The organism is Lysobacterales bacterium (genome assembly GCA_014946745.1).
Taxonomy (GTDB): Bacteria; Pseudomonadota; Gammaproteobacteria; order Xanthomonadales; family Xanthomonadaceae; genus Aquimonas.
The window spans coordinates 1,829,156-1,853,237 of record JADCRD010000001.1 but is presented as its reverse complement, the minus strand read 5'-3'; the positions used below and the strand labels follow the sequence as shown (position 1 = coordinate 1,853,237).

Here is a 24,082-nt window from a genome sequence, read left to right as displayed (position 1 = left end):
GAACGGACGGACGCCCAGGTCAGGCCAAGGCGCATGAATTATGCCACGCGATGACCCGGCCGGCCTGCGGCAGGGCCCGAAACGCAGCGGGGCGCGGCTTGCGCCGCGCCCCGTGCGTACAGAGCAGTGTCGGTCCGGAATCAGCCGCCGCCAGCGATCTTGGCGACTTCGGCGGCGTAGTCTTCGGCGACCTTCTCGATGCCTTCGCCCACGACCAGGCGCTGGAAGCGCACGACGTCAGCGCCGGCGGCCTTCACCGCTGCCTCAACGGTCTGGTCGGTGTTGATCACGAAGGGCTGACCGTACAGGGTCACTTCGTTGATGATGCGGTTAACCTTGCCGCTGATGATCTTCTCGAGGATTTCGGCCGGCTTGGCGCGGTCCTTTTCGGACATCTTGGCCAGCTCGATTTCCTTTTCCTTGGCCAGGAAGTCGGCCGGCACGTCCGCCGCCTTGTTGTGCGGCGGGTTCATCGCCGCCACGTGCATGGCGATGCCGCGTGCCAGCTCGGCGTCGCCGCCCTTCAGCTCGACCAGCACGCCGATGCGGCCGCCGTGGATGTAGGCCGCCACGTTGTTGTCGGTGTCGAAGCGGACCAGACGACGCACCTGCACGTTCTCGCCTACCTTGGCGATCAGCGCGGCGCGGGCTTCTTCGACGGTTTCGCCGGAGGCCAGCTTGGCGGCCTTCAGCGCTTCGGCGTCCGCTGCACCCGCGGCCAGCGCGGCCTGGGCGACGGCATTGACGAAGTTCAGGAAGTTCTCGTCCTTGCCGACGAAATCGGTCTCGCAGTTGACCTCGACCAGCACGGCCTTGCCGCCGGCCTGGGCGAAGCCGATGCGGCCTTCGGCGGCGACGCGGTCAGCCTTCTTGTCGGCCTTGGCAAGGCCGGTCTTGCGCAGATGCTCCATAGCCGCTTCGATGTCGCCACCGTTCTCGGCCAGAGCCTTCTTGCACTCCATCATGCCGGCGCCGGAGCGCTCGCGCAGTTCCTTCACCAGGCTGGCAGTGATTTCCATGGGCATTCCTTGAAGTGGGAGAGAGGGCGGTGCGCGCTGCGCGCCGCCCGGGAATTCGGTAGATGCCGAAGCGGGCAGGGTGACCACACCGCATGGCAGGCGCATGAACCCCGCGCGAGGCGCGGGGTTCATGGCGAAGGCTTACTCGCCGCGACGGCCGCCGGGGCCGCGCTTGTTGCCCGGCGCCGGGCGACGCGGGGCAGCCTTGCGCTCGCCGTCGTCCTTGGCGACCGGATTGCCCTCGGCGTCCAGCTCGACAAACTCGTCGTCCATGCGGGCCGACTGCGGGGCCGCGGCGCGGCCTTCCAGCACGGCGTCAGCGGCGGCGCGGGCGTACAGCTGCACGGCGCGGATGGCGTCGTCGTTGCCCGGGATCGGGTAGTCGACGAGGCTCGGATCGTAGTTGGTATCGACCACGGCGATGACCGGGATGCCGAGCTTCTTGGCTTCCTGCACGGCGATGTTCTCGTGGCCGATATCGATCACGAACAGGGCGTCCGGCAGGCCGTTCATGTTCTTGATGCCGCCCAGCGAGGCTTCGAGCTTCTCGGCCTCGCGCTGCAGCTGCAGCACTTCGTGCTTGACCAGCTTCTCGAAGGTACCGTCGGTGGCGGCGGCTTCCAGCTCCTTCAGGCGGGCAATCGAGCCCTTGACGGTGCGGAAGTTGGTCAGCATGCCGCCCAGCCAGCGCTGCGCGACATACGGCTGGCCGCAGCGGCTGGCTTCTTCCTTGATGGCCTCACGCGCCGAGCGCTTGGTGCCGACGAACAGGATGGTGCCGCGCTTCTGCGCCAGGCCCGAGAGGAAGTTCATCGCGTCGGTGAACAGCGGAACGGTCTTCTCGAGGTTGATGATGTGGATCTTGCCGCGGGCGCCGAAGATGTACGGGCCCATCTTGGGGTTCCAGTAACGGGTCTGGTGGCCGAAGTGGACGCCGGCTTCCAGCATCTGACGCATGGTGACCTGGGGCATGGAATGCTCCTGAAAGAAATGAGCGCAGGCGCGGGTCAAGGCGCAGGCTCTGGGGTTGGTCCTCCACAGGGCTCACATCCAGCGCCTACTTGGCTTTCGAGCCTTGCAGGACCCCGCTGGACGGGGTGCGACCTGTGTGTGAATTCGCCGGTGACGCCCGGCGTGGGCGTGTTTGGGGATGCGCGAGGCAGCCACAAAGCCGCGGAAGAATAGCTTGGCCGCGCTGATCGCGCAAATGCGGGTCTCGCATGCCGACCATCGGCTGCGGTTCGCGCAGTCCGAATGGCGGTTTCCCCGCGGGCGCGCGCTGGCCGATAATCCGGCCCATGGCCATCACCCTGAAAACTCCTGAGCAGATCGAGTCCATGCGCGAGGCCGGACGCCTCGCCGCGGAGGTGCTCGACATCATTGCCCCGCACGTCAAGCCCGGCGTCAGCACCGAAGAGCTCGACCGCATCTGCAACGAGCACATCGTCCAGATGCAGGGGACCATCCCTGCCAACGTCGGCTATCGCGGCTTTCCCAAGACCATCTGCACTTCGGTCAACAACGTCATTTGTCACGGCATCCCCAGCCCCGCCAAGGTGCTGAAGGACGGTGACATCATCAACATCGACGTCACCGTCATCAAGGACGGCTGGCACGGCGACACCAGCCGGATGTACTTCGTCGGTGAGCCTTCGGTGCTGGCCAAGCGTCTGGTCGATGTCACCTTCGAGGCCATGTGGCGCGGCATCCGCACCGTTCGGCCCGGGGTCACGCTGGGCGACATCGGTCACGCCATCCAGAGCTATGTCGAGGCCGAGCGCTTTTCCGTGGTTCGCGAGTACTGCGGCCACGGCATCGGACAGGTCTACCACGAGGATCCGCAGGTGCTGCATTACGGCATTCCAGGCACCGGCCTGGTGTTGAAGCCAGGGATGACCTTCACCATCGAGCCCATGGTCAATGCCGGCGCGCGTCACACCCGCCTGATGCCAGACGGTTGGACCGTGGTCACCAAGGATCGCTCGCTCTCCGCGCAGTGGGAGCACATGATCGCGGTCACCGACACTGGCTTTGACGTGCTGACGCTGGGCGACAAGGGACGCGTGCCGAAGTGAACACCGTGGGCGCTTTGGCGGGTCTCGACGCTCGACTTGCGGCGGCTGAGGATGGCGGCTGGCAGGCGCTGGTCAAGGCGGAGCTCGCCGCCGGTGACGCCCGTCGCGCCGCGAGTTTCGACAGCGGATCCGATATCGACGGCCTGCTCAGTGATCGCAGTCAACAGGTGGATGCGGTGCTGCGCGATGCCTTCCAGCGCGATTTCGGGGCGGCTGAAGGGCTGGCTCTGCTGGCCACCGGGGGATTCGGTCGCGCCGAGCTGTTCCCGCACTCGGACGTCGACATCCTGCTGCTCTGCGAAGGCGCCATGGATGCAAATCGCCAGCCCCGCATCGAGCGCTTCCTGACCCGCCTCTGGGACGCGGGCCTGGCGCCCGGCCACGCGGTGCGCTCGGTCGACGAATGCATCGAAGAGGGGCGCAAGGACGCCACGATCGCTACAGCGCTGCTGGAGCTGCGGCCGATTTGCGGCGATCCAAAGCCCGGCCAGCGGCTGGCGCGCACCGTGCGCAGCGAGGGTTTCTGGACGCCCGATGCGTTCTTCGAGGCCAAGCGCGCCGAGCAGCGTGCCCGCCACGCGCGCTACAACGACACCGCCTACAACCTTGAGCCGAACCTCAAGGAAGGCCCCGGCGGCTTGCGCGATCTGCACACCCTGTCGTGGATGGCGCAGCGCATCTACGGTGTGCGCGAGGTGTCCGAGCTGAGGCCCTTGGGCGCGATTGGCGGCGATGAACTCATCGCCTTCGAGCGCGAGCGCAGGGCGCTCTCGCATCTGCGCTTCGGCCTGCATCTGGTGGCAGGCCGCCGCGAAGAGCGCCTGCTGTTCGACTTCCAACGCCCGCTCGCGGCTCGGCTTGGTTTCAAGGACCAGGCGGCCGACAACCTTGCGGTTGAGCAGCTGATGCAGGGCTACTTCCGCAGCGCTGCCGTCGTGCTGCGATTGAACGGTCGCCTGCTGCAGCGCTTCGAAGAATCCTTGACCGGCGAGCCCGGCATCGAGCCTCTCGACGAAGACTTCGCCGTGGGCGCGGGCTACCTGCGCCTGCTGGACGCCCAGGCGTTCCAGCGCGAGCCGCTGAAGGTGCTGGAGCTGTTCCGGGTGTGGGCAGGCAATCCGTCGGTCAAGGGATTGCATTCCAGCACTGCGCGCGCGCTGGGTGAGGCGCTGCCGCTGATCGACCAGGCCTTTCGTGAGCGCAGCGCGTCGCGCGTCGCCTTCATGCGTCTGCTTCGCGGTCCGCAGCCGGTGGTCACGCTCACGCGCATGTGGCAGCTCGGCGTGTTGGCCCGCTATCTGCCTGCCTTCGGCAACGTCTCGGGGCGCATGCAGTACGACCTGTTCCATGTCTACACGGTCGATCAGCACACCCTGACGGTGCTGAGAAACATCGAGAGCTTCGCCGCCGAGGACTCGAAACAGCGATTCGCCCTGGCGCACGAGCTGTGGCCGCGCTTGCGCAAGCCCGAATTGCTCCTGCTCGGTGCGCTGTTCCACGACATCGCCAAGGGCCGCGGCGGTGATCATTCCCGGCTGGGCGCAGACGACGCTATCGAGTTCTGCCTGGCGCATGGCGTGTCGACCGCCGACGCCGACCTCGTGGCGTGGCTGGTGCGCGAGCATCTGACCATGTCGGTCACGGCTCAGCGCCAGGACATCTCCGATCCCGAAGTCATCGCCCGCTTCGCCGGCATCGTCGGCGAGCGCGAACGGCTCGACTACCTCTACCTGTTGACGGTCGCCGATATCGCCGGCACCAGTCCCAAGCTGTGGAACGCATGGAAGGATCGCCTGCTTGCCGATCTGCACGGCGCCACCCGATTCGCCCTGCGGCGCGGGCTGGAGAACCGCGTGTATGCCGACGAGCGCATCGAGGAAACCCGTGCGGCGGCTCGCGAGCGACTGATCGACGCCGAAATCTCGGCGGCCGAGATTGATCGGGTCTGGGTCGGCTTTCCGCGCGAGAGCTTTTTGCGCTACAGCCCAGAACAGATCGCTTGGCAGACCCGTGGCATCGCCCAGGCCGGCGAGGACGATCTGCCGCTGGTGCTCGCGCGCCCGCATTCGCGCTCGGGCGCGCTGGAAGTGTTCGTTTACTCGCCCGACCGCGATGGCCTGTTTGCGGTTGCGGCCGCCACGCTCGACCGTCTCGGGCTGTCGGTGGCCGAAGCGCGCATCGTGACCTCCACGACCGGCTTCAGCCTCGACACCTTCCAGGTGCTGGACGCTGGCATGGACTTCGTGTCGCCAGAGCGCCGAGCCGCCACGGTCGCCAGTACCCTGCGCGAAGCGCTAGCGCACATGCCGGAACAGATCAGCCCGCCGAGCCGGATGATTCCTCGCCAGCTGCGGCACTTCCGCATCCCGGTGCAGATCGAGTTCAGCCAGGACACCGCGCACGATCGCACCCGCATGATGCTGGTGTGCACCGACCGGCCGGGGCTGCTGGCGCGCGCTGCCGCCGTGCTCCGTGCGCACCGCATCCGACTGCACGACGCGCGTATCGCCACCTTTGGCGAGCGCGCCGAGGACTTTTTCCAGATCAGCGACGAGGCCAACCGGGCCATCGTCGACGACGCCCGGCTGGAGGCCCTGCGCGCGGCCCTGGCCGAGGCGCTCACGGACAACACCGACAAGGAGTCGCCGAATGCAAGACAGCCTGCCCGCGCTTGAACTGAAGCCCGTGATCGAGAGCGCCTTCGAGCGCCGCGCCAGTCTCACCGTGGAGGAGATCGACGGCAGCACGCGGCCCGCGGTGGAGCGCGTGCTGGCCGAGTTGGAAGCCGGTCGCCTGCGCGTCGCGGAGCCGCTCGATGGCGGCTGGCAGGTCAACGAGTGGATCAAGAAAGCCGTACTGCTGTCGTTCCGCTGCAGCGCCAATCGCTTGATGCCGGAACCCGCGCACGACCCTGCGGGCAGCCTGCTGCAGGCCTGGGACAAGGTGCCGCTGCGCAGCATCGAGACCGGTGAGAGCAACTGGGCGGCGGAGCAGGGCGTGCGCGTCGTGCCCGGCGCGGTGGTGCGCCGTGGCGCCTATCTCGGGCGCGATGTTGTGCTGATGCCGAGCTTCGTCAACATCGGCGCCTACGTCGGCGACGGCTGCATGGTCGACACCTGGGCCACGGTTGGCAGCTGCGCGCAGATTGGCCGCGGCGTGCACATCAGCGGCGGTGCCGGGATTGGCGGCGTGCTCGAACCTCTGCAGGCCTCGCCGACGATCATCGAGGACCACTGCTTCATCGGCGCCCGCTCCGAAGTGGTCGAGGGCGTCATCGTCGAGCGCGGTTCGGTGATCGGCATGGGCGTGTTCATCGGCCAGAGCACCCGCATCTACAACCGCGCCACCGGCGAGATCAGCTACGGCCGTGTGCCGGCCGGCAGCGTGGTCGTCTCCGGCTCGCTACCCGCCAAAGACGGCAGCCATTCGCTGTACTGTGCGGTGATCGTGAAGCAGGTCGACGAGAAGACGCGGGCGAAGACGAGTATCAATGAGCTTCTGAGGTCCGGGGAGTAGCGCTGCGCGCGGGATTGGGGATTGGGGATTCGGGATTTGCCGATGGTCGACCCGTATCCGAGTTGTTCTTATCCATGCTTCGTCGCGCCACATCGAAGCCGCCTCAACGCAATCCCGCGACACGGTGTCTGGTTCAATCCCCAATCCCCAATCCCCAATCCCGGCTCCCAAATGCCCACCCTCTACGGTCTCGACAAGTGCAGCACCTGCGACAAGGCCCGCGCCTGGTTGGACGCCCACGGCGTCGCGCATACCTTCGTGGACTACCGCGACAACCCGATCGATCCCAAGCTGCTCAAAGCGTGGGCGAAGACATTGACCTGGGAGAAGCTGGTGAACCGCGCCAGCTACACCTGGCGTGACCTGCCCGCCGAGCGCAAGCAGCCGGCCGGTGATGCCGAGTGGCTGGCGCTGATCAGGGAGTTTCCGGCGCTGGTCAAGCGCCCGGTCGTGGCCGGCGAGGACGGCGTCTCGGTGGGTTTCACCGAGAAGCAGTTTGCTCAGCGTTTCGGCGGCTGAAGCCTGCGCATGGATGTCGTCGAGCTCAGCTGCGAACTGATGCGCCGCGCCTCGGTCACCCCGGCCGACGCCGGCTGCCAAGCGCTGATCGCGGAGAGGCTTGCTGCCGCAGGCTTTCACATCGAGCACCTGCGCTTCGGTGAGGTCGACAACCTGTGGGCCACGCTGGGGGAGGAAGGCCCGACGCTGGCCTTTCTCGGACATACCGACGTGGTCCCGCCGGGCCCTCCTGAGCAGTGGACCAGTCCGCCCTTCGAACCGACGCTGACCGCCGATGGCCTGCTACGCGGCCGCGGTGCGGCGGACATGAAGGGCAGCGTGGCCGCTTTCGTGCTTGCACTCGAAAACCTCGCGGCCCGCCGCGACTGGCGAGGCCGGCTCGGGCTGCTGCTGACGTCCGACGAGGAAGGCGACGCCATCGACGGCGTGCGCCGGGTGGCCGAGCTGTTCGCTGTGCGCGGCGAGCGCATCGACTACTGCCTGGTCGGCGAGCCCTCGTCCTCGCAGCGCTTGGGCGACGTCGTGCGCATCGGCCGCCGCGGTTCGCTCACCTGCACCGCCACCGTGCTGGGCGTGCAGGGGCATGTGGCCTATCCCGAGAAAGCGGTGAACCCGATCCACCGCGCTCTGCCGGTGCTTGCCGAACTGTGCGCGCGAGATTGGGACGGTCAGCCGTGGCCGGACTTCCCGCCGACCAGCTTGCAGATCGCGAACTTCAGGGCCGGCACCGGGGCCAGCAACGTCATTCCCGGCACGGCGGAGGTGCAGTTCAACCTGCGCTACTCGCCGCGCTGGACGGCCGATGCGCTCATCGCCGAGATCGAAGCGGCCTTCGCCGCGCACCAGGTGCGCGCGGGCTTCCGCTGGCATCGCTCGGGTGAGCCCTTCCATACCGGTGAAGGCCGCCTGCGCGCTGCGGTCCGACACGTGCTTGCCGAGGAACTGCGTGTTCAGCCCGACGAGAACACCGGCGGCGGCACTTCGGACGGACGCTTCATCGCGCCGCTGGGCGCCGAGGTGGTCGAGCTGGGGCCGCTCAATGCCAGCATTCACAAGATCGACGAGGCGGTGCGGCTGGACGATTTGCGTGCCTTGCCGGCGATTTATGCGGGGATTGCGCGCGCCTGTCTGTCCGCGTGAGCCTGCGCACCTGCCCGCGAGTTCCAGAACGCAGAACGGGGCCCGAGGGCCCCGTTCTGGTGTCTGCAGATCTGCGAGTCAGGCGCGTTCGAGGCTGACGCGGGCGGCGGCGCCGCCGGCGTAGGTGCCCTTCAAGTGCCCAAGCAGGCCCAGGATCTCGCGGTGAATGTCGGCCAACCCTGCGTGCGGCATTTCGCGGGTTTCGTGGTAGACCACGGCCAGCCAGAGCGCGATGCCGCGCAGCTTGAGCTGCGCCACGCTGCTGCGGGCTTTGACGAAGGCTTGAGAGGCCGCATCGCTCCAGGGCTGGTAGCGATGGATGTCCTGGGCGCCATAGAGATGCGGGACCGGCGCACGCGCCGCGTTCTGGATCTCGCCCATGGTGAGAGTGGCAACCGCCGACCGCGTGCTGGGTGACAGTGACTCCACGATCTTCCGCATCTCGCGCAGCTGACGGCGCAAGGTCATAAAGCGGACGGTAGACAGCAGGCGGATCAGAAACGACATGGCGACTCCAACGGGCGAACGGCGGATCCAGGCTCGGACCGGCGGCGATTATGACCGGCCTGTCGGGAGAAGTCCGACAGATTGCGTCACAAAATGACCGACGGGGCGCGAATCGGGCTGGTGGGCGACCTTGGGCGCTCGATCCGCGATCCGAGACCGTGATCTCTTACGGTCGCAATGTCAATGAATGTTGCGCGGGTCCAGGCAGAAACTCCGCTGGGCGGCCCGCCGCCCAGTCGCCGTGGCCCGCGCTCCAGAACGGAGACAGCGGGTGGCCGCTCTGACCGGCGGGCATCTGGAACAGGCCGTCCGCTTCCCGTCCGGGTGACACCACCATGCGCTGGCTGGCGCCGAAGGCCGGGCCTTGAACCCGCGGCATATGGGTGTCGCCCGGCAGGGGCTCGGCGGGCATGCAAAGCAGTGCGCGGGCGGGCCCCAGCGCTGCTGCCAAGGGGTGGCAGATCGCGCTGGCGTTGATTTCGCCCCAGCGGCGGTCGCTGAAGCTGTCGCCCTGCGAGGCCCATTCCGCGGCAAGTGCGGCCGCTGCGTCGCGCTGCAGCGCAGCGGGCGAGGGCCAGCCCTCAGGTAGGGACTCGGGCGCAAGGGCGAGATAGGTCTGCAGCACGGCTTCGAGTTGCGGCAGTCTGGGGGCGATGAAGTCCTCACCCATGGCCTCCCGCGCGGGGGCGAACAGCTGTGCGCTGAAGGCTTCGATGAGCAGCCCGCGAAAGCCGCGCGCGGCCCGGTAGCTCACCGAATCGACGCTGGCACGCGCGGGGCGCTCGCGCGTCGCCGCCTCCAGCGCGGCCAGCGCCGGGGTATCGCCCGCGCGCTCCAGCTCAGTCCGCAGCCGCTGCCACCAGGGCTGCAGGAACAGGGCGCGGTCGTCGAGCTGGATGGCCAGCAGGTCAGCCTCGCTGAATCGATCCTTGGCCAGCAGCTGGTCGCGGATCTGCGACTGGCGTGCGCCGAGGTCATAGCCGCCATCGCCCACCCTGCGCAGCGCGTCGAGGTCGACCACGCGTGAGTTGGCGGTCCAAAGGCGCTGCTGCGGCGGATCCACCAACCGTGGCACGGTCTCGGTTGGCAGCCAGTCTTCGGCCCAGTCGCAGCCGTCGAGCGGCCGCAGAGGCCGCAGTGGGTCGCAGTCGCCAAGTCGCTGTGGAATGCGGCCCATCAGGGTCCAGCCGATGCGTCCGCTGCGATCGGCGGCCACGAAGTTCTGCACCGGCGTGCCGCTGCGCTGGGCGAGGGCCAGGGCCTGTTCGATATCGGCGGCGCGCAGCAGCTCGGCCATGCCGAGGTCGATGGCGCCGGGGCGATGCGCGGTCCAGCGCAGCGCCAGATCGCCGCCTCCGGGCGCTTTGGCGAGCACCGGCCCCCAGCGGGTCTCGCGCACCTCCAGGGTCTCGGCGCTGCCGCCGCGCACAGCGATCACTTCGGAATGCAGGCTCACCGCTTCTTCGCCGCCAGGGGTGCGGTAGCGGGTTCGGTTGGCGTCGATGAAATCCACCCGCACCCAGTCGTGCCAGTCGCCGTAGCTGTTGGTGAAGCCCCAGGCGACGTGGCCGCTGCTGCCGACGATCAGCGCCGGCACGCCGGGCAGGCTGACGCCGGTGGCATCCACCTGGCCGCCGGGCGCCTCCGCGTCCGGATAGACAAGGCGCGCGCGGAACCATACGCCCGGGGCGCGCAGGCCGAGATGCATGTCATCGGCCACCAGGGCGCGGCCGTCATCCGTCAGCTGGCCGCCGACTGCGAAATTGTTGCTGCCGGGGCTGGGCGGCTCGGGGTCGGTGCGCGTCGATGCGTCAGCGCTGGCGGGCGCTGCGTCCTGCGCTTCACTGCGATGCAGAGGCGAGTCCGGCTCGCCCTGAAGCGCTGCGACGAGAGTGGCCGGCGCGATTGGCGGCAGGGCCTCGCCGAACAGCGGGGCGTCGTGCTCGCTGCCCGGCGCCGACAGCAGGTTCACGAGGCTGTCTGACCGATGCGCGCGCAGCTGCAGCAGGCCCAGTTCGCGACGGTTCTGCGAGTCCTGCAGGTCGAAGAACATCGCGAGGCCGGCGAGCAGGCTGTCCTCTTCGCGCCAGGGCTCGGGCCGGGTTCGCAGCAGCCAGTAGGCCCAGGGACGGCTGTCGAGTGCCTCGAGCCCGGCGTTGACGCCAGCGACGTAGGCCTGCAGCTGCTCGCGTTGCTCCGCGGGCCCGCGCTCAATCTCGGCGACGACGCGGGCGCGCAGTCGATGGACCCGGTTCGCCCGGTCGCGCGGAAGCGCCATCGGACCGAGCAGTGCAGCAAGCTCACCGGCCGCACTGCGGCGTGCGAGGTCCATCTCGAAGTAGCGCTCCTGGGCGTGCACAAAGCCGAGCGCGCGCAGCGCGTCGTTGCGATTCGCTGCGCGCAGGGTCACCACGCCGAGCGCGTCGCGTTCGACCTGCACCGGAGCGGACAGGCCCTCGATGCGGCTTTCGCCCTGCAGCTGGGGCAGGCTGCCGCGCAGCAATCCCCAAGCTGCGAACAGTGCAAGCGCCAGGGTTAGCGTCAGCGCAGCGAGGGTTCGCAGCGTGTAGCGCAGCAGTCGGGAGCGGCTGGAGCGAGGCGGCATGGCGTGCGCAGTCCGGTGGTGGCGAGCGCCCGATGGTAGCGGCTGCAGCGCGCCAGGGCGCCTGAGTTGCGGCGAGAACTCCGGTGGCGAGCGGTAGAACTCCGGCGCAGAGATGAATCAAGAATCCTCGCGTGGGCCTCGGCGAGCGCAGCGCCTTACCAGTGGGCTCGGTGCGCATGCGCTGCGGAGGCCCGATCAGCGGGATGCGCCGATCGCCTCGTCGCCTTGTCTTCACCACTCGCCGCTTGTCGGCAGTGCGATATCGGTTTAACGTATCAACACGCTATTACAAAAGTCTGCCGTGAAGCGCCGGATCGCCAGCCCCGAACTCCAGCCCGTTCGCAGTGCCCGTGAGCGCAAGCCTGCGCCCGTGGTGCTGCCTGCGGCGAACCCGGTGCTCGCGCTGTGCGAGGCGCTGGCCAAGCTGCGCGACCCGGCCGAGATCGCGGCCTTTCTCGATGATCTCTGCACGCCTGCCGAGCTGGAGGCCCTGGCCGATCGCTGGCGCGTGGTGCCGCTGCTGCTGGCGGGGCGGACCTATCGCGATATCCACGATCTGACCGGCGTCAGCGTCACCACGGTCGGTCGCGTGGCGCGCTGCCTCACCCACGGCGCCGGTGGCTACCGTGCTGCCGCACGCCATCTGAAGCTGCACGATCCCTCGGGCATCGCTGCCGCCAAACGCTGAACCCGTTCCGCCTCCGCCCCCTCTCCCTGTTTCGAGCATCCCGCCGTGAAGAACCGTGACCGTCTGCGTATCGCAGCGCAGAAGAATGGACGCCTGTCCGACCCCGCCCGCGAGCTGATGGCGCGCTCCGGCCTCAGCTTTCGCGAAAGCCGCGACCGCCTGTTCTGTTTCGGCGAATCGCAACCGGTCGATCTGCTGCTGGTGCGCGACGACGACATCCCCGGCCTGATCGCCGAAGGCACCTGCGACTACGGCATCGTCGGCCGCAACGTGCTCGACGAGCAGGCGCTGGATCGCGCCGCCCGCGGCCTGCCGCCGGCTTTCAAGGAAGTCCGCGCGCTCGGCTTCGGCCGCTGCCGGCTGTCGATCGCGCTGCCGCAGGACATGGCGTGGAACGGCCCGCAGAGTCTTGCCGGTCTGCGCATCGCCACCAGCTATCCGGCTCTGCTCGAGGACTGGCTGAAGCGCCACAACGTGCGCGCCGAGATCGTGATTCTGTCCGGCTCGGTCGAGATCGCGCCGCGTCTTGGCAAGGCCGAGGCGATCTGCGATCTCGTCTCGACCGGCGGCACGCTCGCCGCCAACCAGCTGCGCGAGGCGGTGGTGATCCACGAGAGCGAGGCGGTGCTGGCCGGCCCGGCCGAGCCGCTGATGGACGAGCGTGGCGACATCGCCACCCAGCTGCTGCGTCGCCTGGATGGCGTGCTGCAGGTCCGCGATGCGCGCCTGCTGATGCTGGAGACCGAGCGCTCGATGCTCGACGAGGTGCTGCGCCTGCTGCCCAGCGAGGAGCGCCCCACCATCATGAGTCTGGACGGGCAGCCTCAGGGCGTGAGCGTGCAGGCGATCTGCCAGGGCAGCCTGTCCTGGCAGCAGCTTGAAGACTTGAAGAAGGCCGGTGCGCGCCGACTGCTGGTGCTGCCGGTGGAGCAGATGCTGACATGAACACCACGACCGAGAAGACCGCCGCCGAACGTACGACCGGCGAGCGTCCCGTGCCCTTCGCCGCGCGCGAGCTGCGGGTGCTGGACTGGAACCGCATCGACGACGCCCAGCGCCGCATGAGCCTGCGTCGCCCCGCCCAAGGCGGGCGGGCCGTGCTGGCCGACACCGTCGAGCGGATCATCAGCCAGGTGCGCGCCGATGGCGACAGCACCCTGCGCGCGCTCACCCGCCGCTTCGACGGCTGCGAGCTGGGCAGCTTCCGCGTCACCGAGGACGAGTTCGCAGCGGCCGAGTCGCAGGTGTCACCCACGCTCAAACAGGCCATCGCCAATGCCATCGAGCGCCTCGTCAAATTCCACGAGGCCGGTGCGCCGCGCGGCTATGCGCTGGAGACCGCGCCGGGTCTGAACTGCGAGCGCGTGATTCGCCCGATCGAGCGCGTCGGCCTCTACGTGCCGGCCGGCAGTGCGCCGCTGCCCTCGACCGCCATCATGCTGGGCGTGCCTGCGCGCATCGCCGGCTGCAGCGAGGTCGTGCTGTGCACGCCGCCCAAGCCCGACGGCAGCGTCGATGCGACCGTGCTGGTCGCCGCGCGCCTGTGCGGCATCAGCACCGTGTTCAAGCTGGGTGGGGCGCAGGCGGTGGCCGCCATGGCCTATGGCACCGAGTCGGTGCCGAAGTGCGACAAGATCTTTGGCCCCGGCAATGCCTACGTCACCGAGGCCAAACTGCAGGTGGCGAACGATCCGGACGGTGCGGCCATCGACATGCCGGCCGGCCCTTCCGAGGTGCTGGTCATCGCCGATGCCACGGCCTCGCCGGAGTTCATCGCCTCCGATCTTTTGAGCCAGGCCGAGCACGGTCCGGACTCGCAGGTGTTGCTGATCTCCGACTCGCAGGCGCTGCTCGAATCCGTGGCTGTCGAACTCGAGAAGCAGACCGCCGAGCTGCCGCGCCGCGAGATCCTCGCCAAGGCGCTGACCCACGCCCGCCTGATCCTGAGCCGGGACATCGCCCAGGCCATCGAGATCAGCAACCGCTATGCGCCTGAACACCTGATCCTGCAGGTCGAGCAGCCGCGGCAGTGGTTGGAGCGCGTGCGCAGCGCCGGCTCGATCTTCCTCGGCGCGCTGGCGCCCGAAGCCTTGGGCGACTACTGCAGCGGCACCAACCACGTGCTGCCGACCTATGGCGCCGCGCGCGCTTACAGCGGTGTGTCGGTGGCGAGCTTCGTCAAGCTGATCACGGTGCAGGAGGTCAGTGCCGAAGGTCTCAACATCGCCGGTCCTGACGCCGCCGAGATGGCGCGCGCCGAAGGCCTGATCGCGCACGAGCGCGCGGTCACGCGGCGGCTCGCCGCGATCGCGGAGGGCAGGGCATGAGCGCGCTGCTGGATCTGGTTCGCCCGGACCTGCGCGGCTTCGGTGGCTATTCGTCCGCACGCAAGGAGGCCAGCGGCGGCCGCGTCTTGCTCAACGCCAACGAGTCGCCGTGGGCGCCGGAGATTGCCGGCGGCGAGGGCTTGAACCGCTATCCCGAGCCGCAGCCCGAGGCCCTCGTCGACGCGCTCGCAGGTCTTTACGGCGTCAAGGCTGAAGAACTGCTGGTTGGCCGCGGCAGCGATGAGCCCATCGATCTCCTGGTGCGCGCGCTCTGCCGCGCCGGCGAGGACGCAGTGCTGATCTGTCCGCCGACCTTCGGCATGTATGCCGTTGCGGCACGCGTGCAGAACGCGCAGCTGGTCGAGGTGCCGCTCACCGCCACCGGCGATGCCGCTCGGCCGTTCGCGCTGGAGGCCGACGCGGTGATCGCCGCGGCGCTCAATCACCCGGTCAAGCTGGTCTTCCTGTGCTCGCCCAACAACCCGACCGGCCAGGCGCTGCCGGTCGAGACCATCGAGCGCATTGCATCAGCCCTCGAAGGCCGCGCCGTGGTGATCGTCGACGAGGCCTACGGCGAGTTCATGCAGCAGGCTTCCGCCACGGCTTTGCGCGAGCGCTTTCCGCAGCTGGCGGTGCTGCGCACGCTGTCGAAGGCGCATGCACTGGCCGGTGCGCGCATCGGCAGCCTGATCGCAGCGCCCGAGCTGATCCGCGTGCTGCGCGCGATCATGGCGCCGTACCCGATCTCGGCCCCTTGCGCGCGTGCGGCGCTGGCGGCGCTTCAGCCTGAGGCGCTGGCGAAGACGCAGGTCCACGTCGCCGAGCTGATCGCCGGCCGCGAGGCACTGCGTGCGCAGCTCGCGGCGACGCCCGGCGTGCTTGGCGTGTATCCGTCCGATGCCAATTTTCTGGTGGTGCGCTGCGCGGATCCTGCCGCGACCTATCGCCGCGCCCTGGCTGCGGGCGTGGTGCTGCGCGAGGTCAGCCGCTATCCGCTGCTGGGCGACTGCCTGCGCGTCTCGATCGGAACGCCCGAGGAAAACCTCGCGGCCTTGGCCGTGTTCGCCAACACCACTCAGGAGGCCGCGGCATGACGCGCATCCTCTTCGTCGACCGCGACGGCACGATGATCGAAGAACCCGCCGACTATCAGATCGACAGCTACGCCAAGCTGCGTCTGGTCGAAGGTGTGATCCCGGCCATGCTGAAGCTGAAGGCTGCCGGCTTCGAGTTCGTGATCGTGTCGAACCAGGACGGCCTGGGCACCGAGGCCTATCCGCAGGCGAGTTTCCAGGCCCCGCACGACCTGATGATGCAGATCTTCGAATCGCAGGGGATCACCTTCCGCGAGGTGTTGATCGACACCAGCTTCCCGCAGGACAACGCGCCCACGCGCAAGCCGCGGCTGGGTCTGGTGATGCACTACCTGCGCGATCGCAGCATCGATCTCGCCGGCAGCGCCATGGTCGGCGACCGCGACACCGATATCGAGTTCGCCGACAACCTCGGTGTGCGCGGCTTCCGCCTGAAGGTGACCGCTGGTGCCAAGGCCACGCCCGGCAAGGGCCCCGAGTACACCTGGTCCGAGATCGCCCATCTGCTGGCCGACGCCCCGCGTCAGGCCAGCGTCGAGCGCGTCACCAAGGAAACGAAAATCGAGGTGCACGTCGATCTGGATCGCCCGGCCGAGCCGGTCGCGCTCACCGGCCTCGGCTACTTCGACCACATGCTGGAGCAGCTCGGCAAGCACGGCGGCTTTGCGCTCAAGCTGAAGTGCGCGGGCGACCTGCATATCGACGAGCACCACACGGTCGAGGACAGCGCGCTGGCGTTGGGTCAGGCCTTGAAGCAGGCGCTCGGCGACAAGCGCGGCATCGGACGCTACGCCTGGGCGGCGGAAGGCGAGCAGGGCGCCGCTGAAGCGAAGCCCGCGGCGCTGGATCTGGTGATCCCGATGGACGAGACGCTCGTCCGCGCCTCGCTGGATCTCAGCGGCCGGCCCTATTTCGTGTTCGATGGGAGCTTCCCCCGCGAGCGCGTGGGCGAGCTGCCCACCGAACTGGTGCCGCATTTCTTCCGCTCGCTGTGCGAGACCGCCGGCCTGAACCTGCACCTGTCGGTGCGCGGCGACAACGCCCATCACATGGTCGAGGCCAGCTTCAAGGCGGTGGCGCGCGCCCTGCGCGCGGCGATCAAGCGCGAGGGTTTCGACCTGCCCAGCACCAAGGGGACGCTCTGATGCGGCTGGCGGTCATCGATTCCGGCGTCGCCAACATCGGCTCGGTCTGCTACGCGCTGGAGCGGCTCGGCGTGCAGGCCAGCCTGGTGCGCAGCGCCGACGAACTTGCTCAGGCCGAACGCGCCCTGCTGCCCGGCGTCGGTGCCGCGGGTGCCGCGATGGCGCGGCTGCGCGAGCTGCACCTGATCGACGCAATTCGCGCTTTTCCGCGCCCGCTGTTCGGCATCTGTCTCGGCATGCAGCTGCTGTTCGAGCGCAGCGCCGAAGGCGATGTGGAAGGCCTGGGTCTCATTCCTGCGCAGGTGCGGAAGCTGAAGGAGTTCCCCGGCGTGCGCGTGCCGCACATGGGTTGGAACCGTCTGCATCGTGAGCGTGATTCCGCCCTGCTCAAGGACATCAGCGAAGGCGCGCAAGCCTACTTCGTGCACAGCTATGCCGCGCCGGTGGGTGACTACACGCTGGCGTCGAGCACGCACGGCGAGGGCTTCAGCGCCATCGTCCGCCGCGGCAACGTCGCTGGCGCCCAGTTCCATCCCGAGCGCTCGGCGGCGGTGGGCGCGCAGCTGCTCAAGAACTTCATGGAGTGGGACGGCCAATGACCGGCTTTGTCGCAATTCCCGCCATCGACGTCCGCGACGGACGCGTGGTGCGGCTCAAACAGGGCGACTACGCCCAGGAAACCCGCTACGCACGTGATCCGCTGCAGCTGGCGCTGGACTACGCCAGCGCCGGCGCCGAGTGGCTGCATCTGGTGGATCTGGATGCCGCCAAGGCGGGCGGCTATACGCTGGCGCCGCTGGTGAAAGCGCTGCGCGCGCAGAGCGGCCTGCGCATCCAGAGCGGCGGCGGCGTGCGCAGCATCGAGGACGTGAACGCGCTGCTGGCGGCGGGCGTCGATCGCGTGGTCATCGGCTCGGTGGCGGTGAAGTCGCCGGATGTGGTGCTGCGCTGGCTGGATCAGTTTGGCGCCAGCCAGCTCTGCGTGGCGCTCGACACGCGCCGCGACGCTGAGGGCGTGTGGCGGCTGCCGGTGCACGGCTGGACCGAGAGCGCGGGCGAGGAGCTGTTTGTACTGCTGGAGCGCTACCGCGCCGCCGGTCTGCGCCACGTGCTGTGCACGGACATCGCCCGTGACGGCATGCTGAGCGGGCCCAATCTCGAGCTCTACCGCGATGTCGTCCGGCGAGCGCCCGAAATCGCTCTGATCGCATCGGGCGGGGTGTCTTCGCTGGACGATATTCGCGGCGCGCGCGATGCGGGCGCTGCCGGTGTGGTGCTCGGCAAGGCACTGCTGGATGGCCGCTTCACCGTCGAGGAGGCGCTGGCATGCTGAGCCGCCGATTGATTCCGTGTCTCGACGTGCGCGACGGCCAGGTGGTCAAGGGCGTGCGCTTCCGCGATCACGTGGTGATGGGTGCGATCGAGGAGCTCGCCGAGCGCTATCGCGACGCCGGCGCCGACGAGCTGGTGTTCTACGACATCACCGCAAGCCCCGAAGGCCGCAGCGTCGACCGCGGCTGGGTCGAGCGCGTAGCGCGCTTGATCGACATCCCCTTCTGCGTGGCCGGTGGCATCCGCTCGGTCGAGGATGCGCGCGCCATTCTTTTCGCGGGCGCCGACAAGGTGTCGGTGAACTCGCCGGCGCTGGAGCGCCCCGAGCTGATCGACGAACTGGCCGAAGCCTTTGGTGTGCAGTGTGTGGTGGTCGGTATCGACAGCCTGCGCGACGAAGACGGCGAGTGGCGCGTGCGCCAGTACACCGGCGACCCCAGCAAGACCCGCGCGCTGAGCCGCCGTACGCTCGACTGGGTGGTCGAGGCGCAGCAGCGCGGCGCAGGCGAGATCGTATTGAACTGCATGGGCACCGACGGCGTGCGCGCCGGCTACGACATCGAACAGCTGCGCGCCGTGCGCGCACTCTGCCGCGTGCCGCTGGTGGCCAGCGGAGGTGCCGGCGCGCCCGAGCACTTCGCCGAGGTGTTCGAGCAGGCCGATGTGGATGCGGCGCTCGCCGCCAGCGTCTTCCACTCCGGCGCGATCGCCATTCCAGAACTCAAGTCCACGCTCAAGCAGCGCGGCATCGAGGTGCGTGATGTCTGAAGACGTGGTGGTCAGCCCCGAGACCCTGGATCGACTGGCCTGGGGCAAGCAGGACGGTCTGCTGCCGGCGGTGGTGCAGGATGCCGACACCCTGCGCGTGCTGATGCTGGGCTACATGAATCGAGAAGCCCTGGAGATGACCCTGGCCTGCCGCCACGTGACCTTCTTCAGCCGCAGCAAGGGTCGGCTATGGACCAAGGGCGAGCGCAGCGGCCATGTGCTCAAGCTGGTCAGCATCGAGACCGACTGCGATGCCGACACGCTGTTGATCCAGGCGCATCCGCACGGCCCCACCTGCCACCTGCAGCGCACCAGCTGCTTTCCCGACGCCCCGGGCAGCTTCCTGGGCGACCTCGATGCGCTGATCGCCCAGCGCGAGCGCGAGCGTCCCGTGGGCAGCTACACCACCAAGCTGTTCGAGGGCGGCATCCGCCGCATCGCGCAAAAGGTCGGCGAGGAGGGCGTGGAAACCGCCCTGGCCGCGGTGGCGCAGGAAGACGCCGACCTGCTCGGCGAAAGCGCGGACCTGATCTACCACCTGCTGGTGCTGCTGCGCGCGCGCGGGCTGTCGCTGGGCGAGCTTGAGAAGCTGCTGCGCCAACGCCATGCGACGGCGCCGAAGCCGGTGGGGTGAAGCGGTCGCGTGCGCGCATGCGACCTGGGCTGAAGCCGCGCAGCTTGGGGGCTTGCTGCGCCCGCCTGCCGGATCGAGCGTGTGGCGCGCGCGGTGGGCCCCGGCAGACCCTAGGAAGCTGGGGCAGCGCTCAGCAGGCTCTCGGTGCGCTTGAAGGTCAGCACCAGCACATCCCGCCACGCCGGCGCGCTTGGATCCAGCGGCTCAACGGCGGTGACGCCATGCAGGACGCGCTGGTCGTCGACCAGGGCGATGTCCAGCGGTTCGGTCAGGGTGAAGGCACCGAGCTGCGCGCTGTCACTTGCATGGATGGTGGTGGTGCCTTCGCGGATGTTGTGGCGGTCGATCAGCGCCACCAGCACGAAGTCCACGCCATCGCGATGCACGCCCTCTGGCGTCGGCTGGCCGGGCTGGCCGGGCAGCGCCTCGATGCGGAACTGGTGCGCCTCGATCTGCCAGCGCTCGACCGCCGGTGCGAGCTGTGCGAAGAGGCCGTGCGCGAACTCCGCGAGCGCGCGGAAGGGCGCGCTTTGCGCCACCTCCGGCAGGATCGGCTGGAACCAGCGCTCGATGCCGCCGTTCAAGCGGTTGTAGTGCAGGGCCTGAAAGTGCGGGGCATCCGGCAGTCGCTCGATGCCGCGGCTGCGGCTTGCGGCGAACACGGCATGACGTCGCCGGCGATAGCGCCCGCCGTCAGCCATGTGTGCATCCACGCCCAATGCCTGCCAACTCTCGGCAAAGGCCTGCCACTCGGTTTCGATGCCCGCGCCCAGCGCCTTCAGTGCCTGAGCGCGGGGCAGGAAGCAGAAGCCCGCGGCCGCGAGGATGTCAGCGGTGCGTGGGATTTCGTCGATCGGATGGAGGTGCTGTGCGTGCATGCTCGCAAGCTTATCTGCTGAGAAGTGAAGCCCGCTGCGATCCATCCGCTTGCTACGGAATGCCATGTCGTTTGATCCGCAGGGATCGTCCTGGTTGCCGATCAGCAGGCGATCCGGATCGCCTGCGGTGGGCTTGTGTCGGTCTGGCGCTGCGGGCACAGTCCGGGCTCACCCTAGTCTTTGCTTCGAGAGGTCCAGAATGCGCGCATTGCTGCTGACCCTTGGCCTGCTGCTCGATATCGCGGGCGGCGTGCTGGTCTCCGGCCTCGTCCAGATCGAAGGCAAGAACGAAGTCTTGCGCGTCGGAGACAAGGCGCTGGAGATCGGCAACGGTGGCATCCGTGTCGCCGATCGAGGCGAGCAGGGCAAGACCCTGGGCTTTGTGCTGCTCGGCGTCGGCACCGTGCTGCTGCTGGCCGGCGCGCTGCGCAAGCGCTGAGCCGCCGCCACAGCGCAGGGCGTGGCGACGAGGCCGCCGCGCCGTGCCGGGCCGGGCCGTGAGACGGTGCAGCGGCGATCCCGGATGTCCTGGCGGCCCTGCGCAGGCCTGGGCCAAGGCCGAAGAACTCAGCGCAGTGCCGCGTGCAGGGCGCCCGCTCCGCACAACGCCCGGACGGAGTGGGTCAGACCTTCCCTGTGGCGAGCTGTCTCAAAGCTCGCCTTCCAGCACGCCCGCGCGACGCAAGCTCTCGATCACCGCGTCGGCGGCGGCTTCCGGGGACAGTTGATCGGCCTGCAGATGCAGCTCCGGTGCTTCCGGTCGTTCGTAGGCTGAATCGATGCCGGTGAAGTTGCGCAGCTCGCCGCGTCGGGCCTTGGCGTACAGGCCCTTGACGTCACGCGACTCGGCGACCTCCAGCGGCGTGTCGACGAAGACTTCGAAGAACTCACCCTCGGGCAGCAGTCCGCGGGCGAAGGCGCGCTCGCTGCGGAAGGGCGAGATGAAGGATACGAGGCAGATCAAGCCCGCATCGGCCATCAGCTTGGCCACCTCGGCGACGCGGCGGATGTTTTCGACGCGGTCGGCATCGGTGAAGCCGAGGTCCTTGTTGAGGCCGTGGCGCACGTTGTCGCCATCGAGCAGATAGGTGTGCTTGCCCAGCGCATGCAGCTGCTTCTCGACCAGATTGGCGATCGTCGATTTGCCCGCGCCCGAGAGACCCGTGAACCACAGCACCGCCGGTTTCTGGCCCTTCTGGCCGGCACGCTTGGCGCGGCTGATGTCCAGCGCCTGCCAATGCAGGTTCGAGGCCCGGCGCAGGGCGTGGCGCACCATCACCGCCCCGACGGTCTGGTGGCTGAGCGTGTCGATCAGGATGCCGCCGCCCAAGCCCGGATCGTCGGCATAGGCCTCGAAGGGCAGGGCGCGATCCAGCGCCAGATTGACCCGGCCGATCTCATTCACCGAGAGGGTGCGCGCGGCCAGATGCTCCAGCGTTTCGACGTTGAGCCGATACTTCGGCGTGGCCGGCGTCGCCAGCGCGCTGGCGGTGCCGAGCTGCAGGCGATACGGCCGCCCCGGCAGCATGGGCTGCTCGCCCAGCCAGACGATATCGACCTCGAACTGGTCGCTGGCTTCCACCGGGCTGCTGGCTGCGGAGAACACATCGCCGCGGCTGGAGTCGATCTCGTCCTCCAGCGCCAGCACGATCGACTGGCCGGGATGCGCGACGTCCAGCGCCTGGTCCCCGAGCCATAGCCCGCGCACTTTCGAGGTCTGGCCGGAGGGCACGCTGCGCAGGCTGTCGCCGACCCGCAGCATTCCGCCCTGCAGCTGACCGGCGAAGCCGCGGAAGTCGGCATCCGGCCGCACCACCCAGCTCACCGGCAGGCGCGCCGCATGACGCGGGCGCGGCGGGGCGGAGGCCAATTCGGCAGCCATCGCCTCCAGGTGCTCCAGCAGGGCCGGGCCGGCATACCAGGGCATGCGCGAACTGCGCTGCACCAGATTGTCGCCATCGATCGCGCACAGCGGGATGGGCTGCACGTGCTCCAGGCCCACGCGCGCGGCAAAGTCGGCGAAGCGCTCGACGATCCGCTCGAAAGCGTCGGCGTCGAAGCCGATGCGGTCCATCTTGTTTACCGCCAGCACCACGCGCTGGATGCCCAGCAGGGCGGCGATGCAGGCGTGCCGCAGGGTTTGCGGCAGCAGGCCCTGGCGCGCATCCACCAGCAGCACGGCAAGCTCGCAGTGGCTGGCGGCGGTCACCATATTGCGGGTGTACTCGGCGTGGCCGGGCGAATCGGCGACGATGAAGGCCGTGCGCGCCGTGCCGAAGTAGCGCCAGGCCACATCGATGGTGATGCCCTGTTCGCGCTCGGCCGAGAGGCCATCCAGCAGCAGGGCGTAGTCGACCTGTTCGCCGCGGGTGCCATGGCGGCGCGAGAGCAGCTCAAGGTTGGCGAGCTGGTCGTCGGGCACGCTGTCGGTCTCGAACAGCAGGCGGCCGATCAGGGTGCTCTTGCCGTCATCGACGCTGCCGCAGGTCAGCAGGCGCAGATGCGGCCGGTGTTCGGGCGCGGGCAGGGCGATGACGGCGGTCTCGTGCAGTGGACGGTGTTGGTTCTGGGGCAGGGCGTTCATCAGAAATAGCCCTCCTGCTTCTTGCGCTCCATCGATGCCGCGCCGTCGCCGTCGATCAGGCGGCCCTGGCGTTCCGATGCGCGTGAGGCAGCCATCTCGGCCAGCACGGCCGGCAGATCGGCGGCTTCGCTTTCGATCGCGCCGGTCAGCGGATAGCAGCCGAGGGTGCGGAAGCGCACGCTCAAGAGCTGCGGTTGCTCGCCGGCTTCGAGCGGCAGGCGTTCATCGTCGACCATGATCCAGGTGCCCGAACGCCGCACCACCGGACGCGGCTTGGCGAAGTACAGCGGCACCACCTCGATGTTCTCGCGTTCGATGTAGCGCCAGATGTCGGCCTCGGTCCAGTTCGACATGGGGAACACGCGAAAGGTCTCGCCCGGCCCGTGGCGCAGATTGAACTGCTGCCAGAGCTCCGGCCGCTGACGCTTGGGCTCCCAGCGGTGTCCCGGGCTGCGGTGGCTGGCGATGCGCTCCTTGGCGCGCGAGGCTTCCTCGTCGCGACGCGCGCCGCCGAAGGCGACGTCGAAGCCGTGGGCGTCCAGCGCCTGGCGCAGGGCCTGGGTCTTCATGACGTCGGTGTGCACGGCGCTGCCGTGGCTGATCGGGTTGACGCCGGCCGCCTTGCCCTCGGGGTTGGTGTGGACGATCAGGTCGAGCCCGAGGCGCGCGGCCAGCGCATCGCGGAAGGCGATCATCTCGCGGAACTTCCAGCCGGTGTCGATATGCAGCAGTGGGAAAGGCAGGCGACCCGGCGCGAAGGCCTTGCGCGCCAGATGCAGCAGCACGCTGCTGTCCTTGCCAATGGAGTAGAGCAGCACCGGCTTGCGCGCGGCCGCGGCGGCCTCGCGGAAGATGTGCAGGCTTTCGGCTTCCAGCCGATCGAGATGGGTCAGCGACATGGGGGCAGGTTTGGGAGATCCGGTCTGCAGGTTAGCCGAGCCAGGCGCCGTCCAAGCAGCCCGATTGGTGGCAGGCATAGTCGCAAAAGCTCACAAGCGACCCCGGCACCGCTACACTGCGCGCCGCCGCCCGGATGGCGAAACCGGTAGACGCAGCAGACTTAAAATCTGCTATCCGCAAGGGTGTGCGGGTTCGAGTCCCGCTCCGGGCACACAGCACGACACAGGTCGGCTGCGCCGCGAAAAGCCAATCGCTCGCGCCCATTCGTGCAAGCGACCCATAGGGTGGGTCTAGACCCACAGAAGCTCGCCCCTTGCCCCGGTCCGCCCGCGTTGCTGCAGGATTGCGGTC

General features: G+C 68.6%; 23 protein-coding genes and 1 tRNA gene. 17 read left to right on the top strand and 7 right to left on the bottom strand.

Annotation, left to right across the window (positions count from 1 at the left end):
* Nucleotides 1-140: 140 nt before the first annotated feature.
* Nucleotides 141-1,019, bottom strand: coding sequence for an elongation factor Ts (locus tag H4O13_07095; GenBank protein ID MBE5315152.1), 879 nt, complete (start codon nucleotides 1,017-1,019; stop codon nucleotides 141-143).
* Between the two features lie 141 nt (nucleotides 1,020-1,160).
* Complete coding sequence (gene rpsB / locus H4O13_07090; protein MBE5315151.1) at nucleotides 1,161-1,991, bottom strand: 30S ribosomal protein S2; 831 nt, start codon at nucleotides 1,989-1,991, stop codon at nucleotides 1,161-1,163.
* Nucleotides 1,992-2,205: 214 nt separating this feature from the next.
* On the opposite strand from rpsB, the gene H4O13_07085 reads away from it, so the two are divergent.
* The 6 genes from H4O13_07085 to dapE all read left to right on the top strand — a co-directional run bounded on the left by H4O13_07085 (nucleotide 2,206) and on the right by dapE (nucleotide 8,269).
* Entirely contained in the window at nucleotides 2,206-2,343 is a 138-nt protein-coding gene (locus tag H4O13_07085; protein ID MBE5315150.1) for a hypothetical protein, read from the top strand.
* On the top strand, nucleotides 2,318-3,094 hold the full coding sequence (gene map / locus H4O13_07080; GenBank protein MBE5315149.1) for a type I methionyl aminopeptidase: 777 nt from the start codon (nucleotides 2,318-2,320) through the stop codon (nucleotides 3,092-3,094). The genes H4O13_07085 and map overlap by 26 nt, the downstream gene beginning before the upstream one ends.
* A gap of 5 nt (nucleotides 3,095-3,099) precedes the next feature.
* Nucleotides 3,100-5,769, top strand: a complete 2,670-nt coding sequence (gene glnD / locus H4O13_07075; protein ID MBE5315148.1) for a [protein-PII] uridylyltransferase — start codon at nucleotides 3,100-3,102, stop codon at nucleotides 5,767-5,769.
* Nucleotides 5,744-6,610 carry a 2,3,4,5-tetrahydropyridine-2,6-dicarboxylate N-succinyltransferase gene (dapD, locus tag H4O13_07070; protein ID MBE5315147.1) on the top strand — a complete coding sequence of 289 codons (867 nt, stop codon included), beginning with the start codon at nucleotides 5,744-5,746 and terminating at the stop codon, nucleotides 6,608-6,610. The genes glnD and dapD overlap by 26 nt, the downstream gene beginning before the upstream one ends.
* A gap of 171 nt (nucleotides 6,611-6,781) precedes the next feature.
* The gene (locus tag H4O13_07065) at nucleotides 6,782-7,129 is read left to right on the top strand and encodes a Spx/MgsR family RNA polymerase-binding regulatory protein (protein ID MBE5315146.1); all 348 of its coding nucleotides are present in this window, start codon (nucleotides 6,782-6,784) and stop codon (nucleotides 7,127-7,129) included.
* A gap of 9 nt (nucleotides 7,130-7,138) precedes the next feature.
* Entirely contained in the window at nucleotides 7,139-8,269 is a 1,131-nt protein-coding gene (gene dapE, locus H4O13_07060) for a succinyl-diaminopimelate desuccinylase (GenBank protein ID MBE5315145.1), read from the top strand.
* A gap of 78 nt (nucleotides 8,270-8,347) precedes the next feature.
* On the opposite strand, the gene H4O13_07055 is transcribed toward dapE, so the two are convergent.
* Nucleotides 8,348-8,776, bottom strand: coding sequence for a hypothetical protein (locus H4O13_07055; GenBank protein ID MBE5315144.1), 429 nt, complete (start codon nucleotides 8,774-8,776; stop codon nucleotides 8,348-8,350).
* A 166-nt stretch (nucleotides 8,777-8,942) separates the two neighbouring features.
* On the bottom strand, nucleotides 8,943-11,381 hold the full coding sequence (locus tag H4O13_07050) for a penicillin acylase family protein (GenBank protein ID MBE5315143.1): 2,439 nt from the start codon (nucleotides 11,379-11,381) through the stop codon (nucleotides 8,943-8,945).
* A 301-nt stretch (nucleotides 11,382-11,682) separates the two neighbouring features.
* Here H4O13_07050 and H4O13_07045 point away from each other — a divergent pair, with 301 nt between their 5' ends.
* From H4O13_07045 to H4O13_07005, 9 genes are all read left to right on the top strand, one after another.
* Complete coding sequence (locus H4O13_07045) at nucleotides 11,683-12,069, top strand: helix-turn-helix domain-containing protein (protein MBE5315142.1); 387 nt, start codon at nucleotides 11,683-11,685, stop codon at nucleotides 12,067-12,069.
* A 45-nt stretch (nucleotides 12,070-12,114) separates the two neighbouring features.
* Nucleotides 12,115-13,014: an ATP phosphoribosyltransferase gene (locus tag H4O13_07040; GenBank protein MBE5315141.1), complete on the top strand. Its 900-nt coding sequence runs from the start codon at nucleotides 12,115-12,117 to the stop codon at nucleotides 13,012-13,014.
* Nucleotides 13,015-13,085: 71 nt separating this feature from the next.
* A complete protein-coding gene (gene hisD, locus H4O13_07035; protein ID MBE5315140.1) occupies nucleotides 13,086-14,396 on the top strand; it encodes a histidinol dehydrogenase in 1,311 nt (436 codons plus the stop codon).
* The gene (gene hisC, locus H4O13_07030) at nucleotides 14,393-15,490 is read left to right on the top strand and encodes a histidinol-phosphate transaminase (protein MBE5315139.1); all 1,098 of its coding nucleotides are present in this window, start codon (nucleotides 14,393-14,395) and stop codon (nucleotides 15,488-15,490) included. Before hisD ends, hisC begins: the two co-directional genes overlap by 4 nt.
* The gene (gene hisB / locus H4O13_07025) at nucleotides 15,487-16,635 is read left to right on the top strand and encodes a bifunctional histidinol-phosphatase/imidazoleglycerol-phosphate dehydratase HisB (protein ID MBE5315138.1); all 1,149 of its coding nucleotides are present in this window, start codon (nucleotides 15,487-15,489) and stop codon (nucleotides 16,633-16,635) included. The genes hisC and hisB overlap by 4 nt, the downstream gene beginning before the upstream one ends.
* Nucleotides 16,635-17,234 (top strand): imidazole glycerol phosphate synthase subunit HisH, encoded by a 600-nt coding sequence (gene hisH / locus H4O13_07020; GenBank protein ID MBE5315137.1) that lies wholly within the window; start codon nucleotides 16,635-16,637, stop codon nucleotides 17,232-17,234. Before hisB ends, hisH begins: the two co-directional genes overlap by 1 nt.
* Nucleotides 17,231-17,968 (top strand): 1-(5-phosphoribosyl)-5-[(5-phosphoribosylamino)methylideneamino]imidazole-4-carboxamide isomerase, encoded by a 738-nt coding sequence (gene hisA / locus H4O13_07015; GenBank protein ID MBE5315136.1) that lies wholly within the window; start codon nucleotides 17,231-17,233, stop codon nucleotides 17,966-17,968. Before hisH ends, hisA begins: the two co-directional genes overlap by 4 nt.
* The gene (hisF, locus tag H4O13_07010) at nucleotides 17,962-18,735 is read left to right on the top strand and encodes an imidazole glycerol phosphate synthase subunit HisF (protein ID MBE5315135.1); all 774 of its coding nucleotides are present in this window, start codon (nucleotides 17,962-17,964) and stop codon (nucleotides 18,733-18,735) included. Before hisA ends, hisF begins: the two co-directional genes overlap by 7 nt.
* Nucleotides 18,728-19,369 carry a bifunctional phosphoribosyl-AMP cyclohydrolase/phosphoribosyl-ATP diphosphatase HisIE gene (locus tag H4O13_07005; protein ID MBE5315134.1) on the top strand — a complete coding sequence of 214 codons (642 nt, stop codon included), beginning with the start codon at nucleotides 18,728-18,730 and terminating at the stop codon, nucleotides 19,367-19,369. The genes hisF and H4O13_07005 overlap by 8 nt, the downstream gene beginning before the upstream one ends.
* A gap of 110 nt (nucleotides 19,370-19,479) precedes the next feature.
* On the opposite strand, the gene H4O13_07000 is transcribed toward H4O13_07005, so the two are convergent.
* Nucleotides 19,480-20,247: a 2OG-Fe dioxygenase family protein gene (locus H4O13_07000; protein ID MBE5315133.1), complete on the bottom strand. Its 768-nt coding sequence runs from the start codon at nucleotides 20,245-20,247 to the stop codon at nucleotides 19,480-19,482.
* Between the two features lie 199 nt (nucleotides 20,248-20,446).
* Here H4O13_07000 and H4O13_06995 point away from each other — a divergent pair, with 199 nt between their 5' ends.
* A complete protein-coding gene (locus H4O13_06995; protein ID MBE5315132.1) occupies nucleotides 20,447-20,686 on the top strand; it encodes a hypothetical protein in 240 nt (79 codons plus the stop codon).
* A gap of 210 nt (nucleotides 20,687-20,896) precedes the next feature.
* Here the strand turns inward: H4O13_06995 and cysC are convergent, their stop codons facing one another.
* On the bottom strand, nucleotides 20,897-22,831 hold the full coding sequence (gene cysC, locus H4O13_06990) for an adenylyl-sulfate kinase (GenBank protein MBE5315131.1): 1,935 nt from the start codon (nucleotides 22,829-22,831) through the stop codon (nucleotides 20,897-20,899).
* Nucleotides 22,831-23,808 carry a sulfate adenylyltransferase subunit CysD gene (gene cysD, locus H4O13_06985; GenBank protein MBE5315130.1) on the bottom strand — a complete coding sequence of 326 codons (978 nt, stop codon included), beginning with the start codon at nucleotides 23,806-23,808 and terminating at the stop codon, nucleotides 22,831-22,833. Before cysD ends, cysC begins: the two co-directional genes overlap by 1 nt.
* Nucleotides 23,809-23,858: 50 nt before the next feature.
* Here cysD and H4O13_06980 point away from each other — a divergent pair.
* Nucleotides 23,859-23,942 (top strand) — tRNA-Leu (locus H4O13_06980).
* The last annotated feature ends 140 nt before the right edge of the window (nucleotides 23,943-24,082 follow it).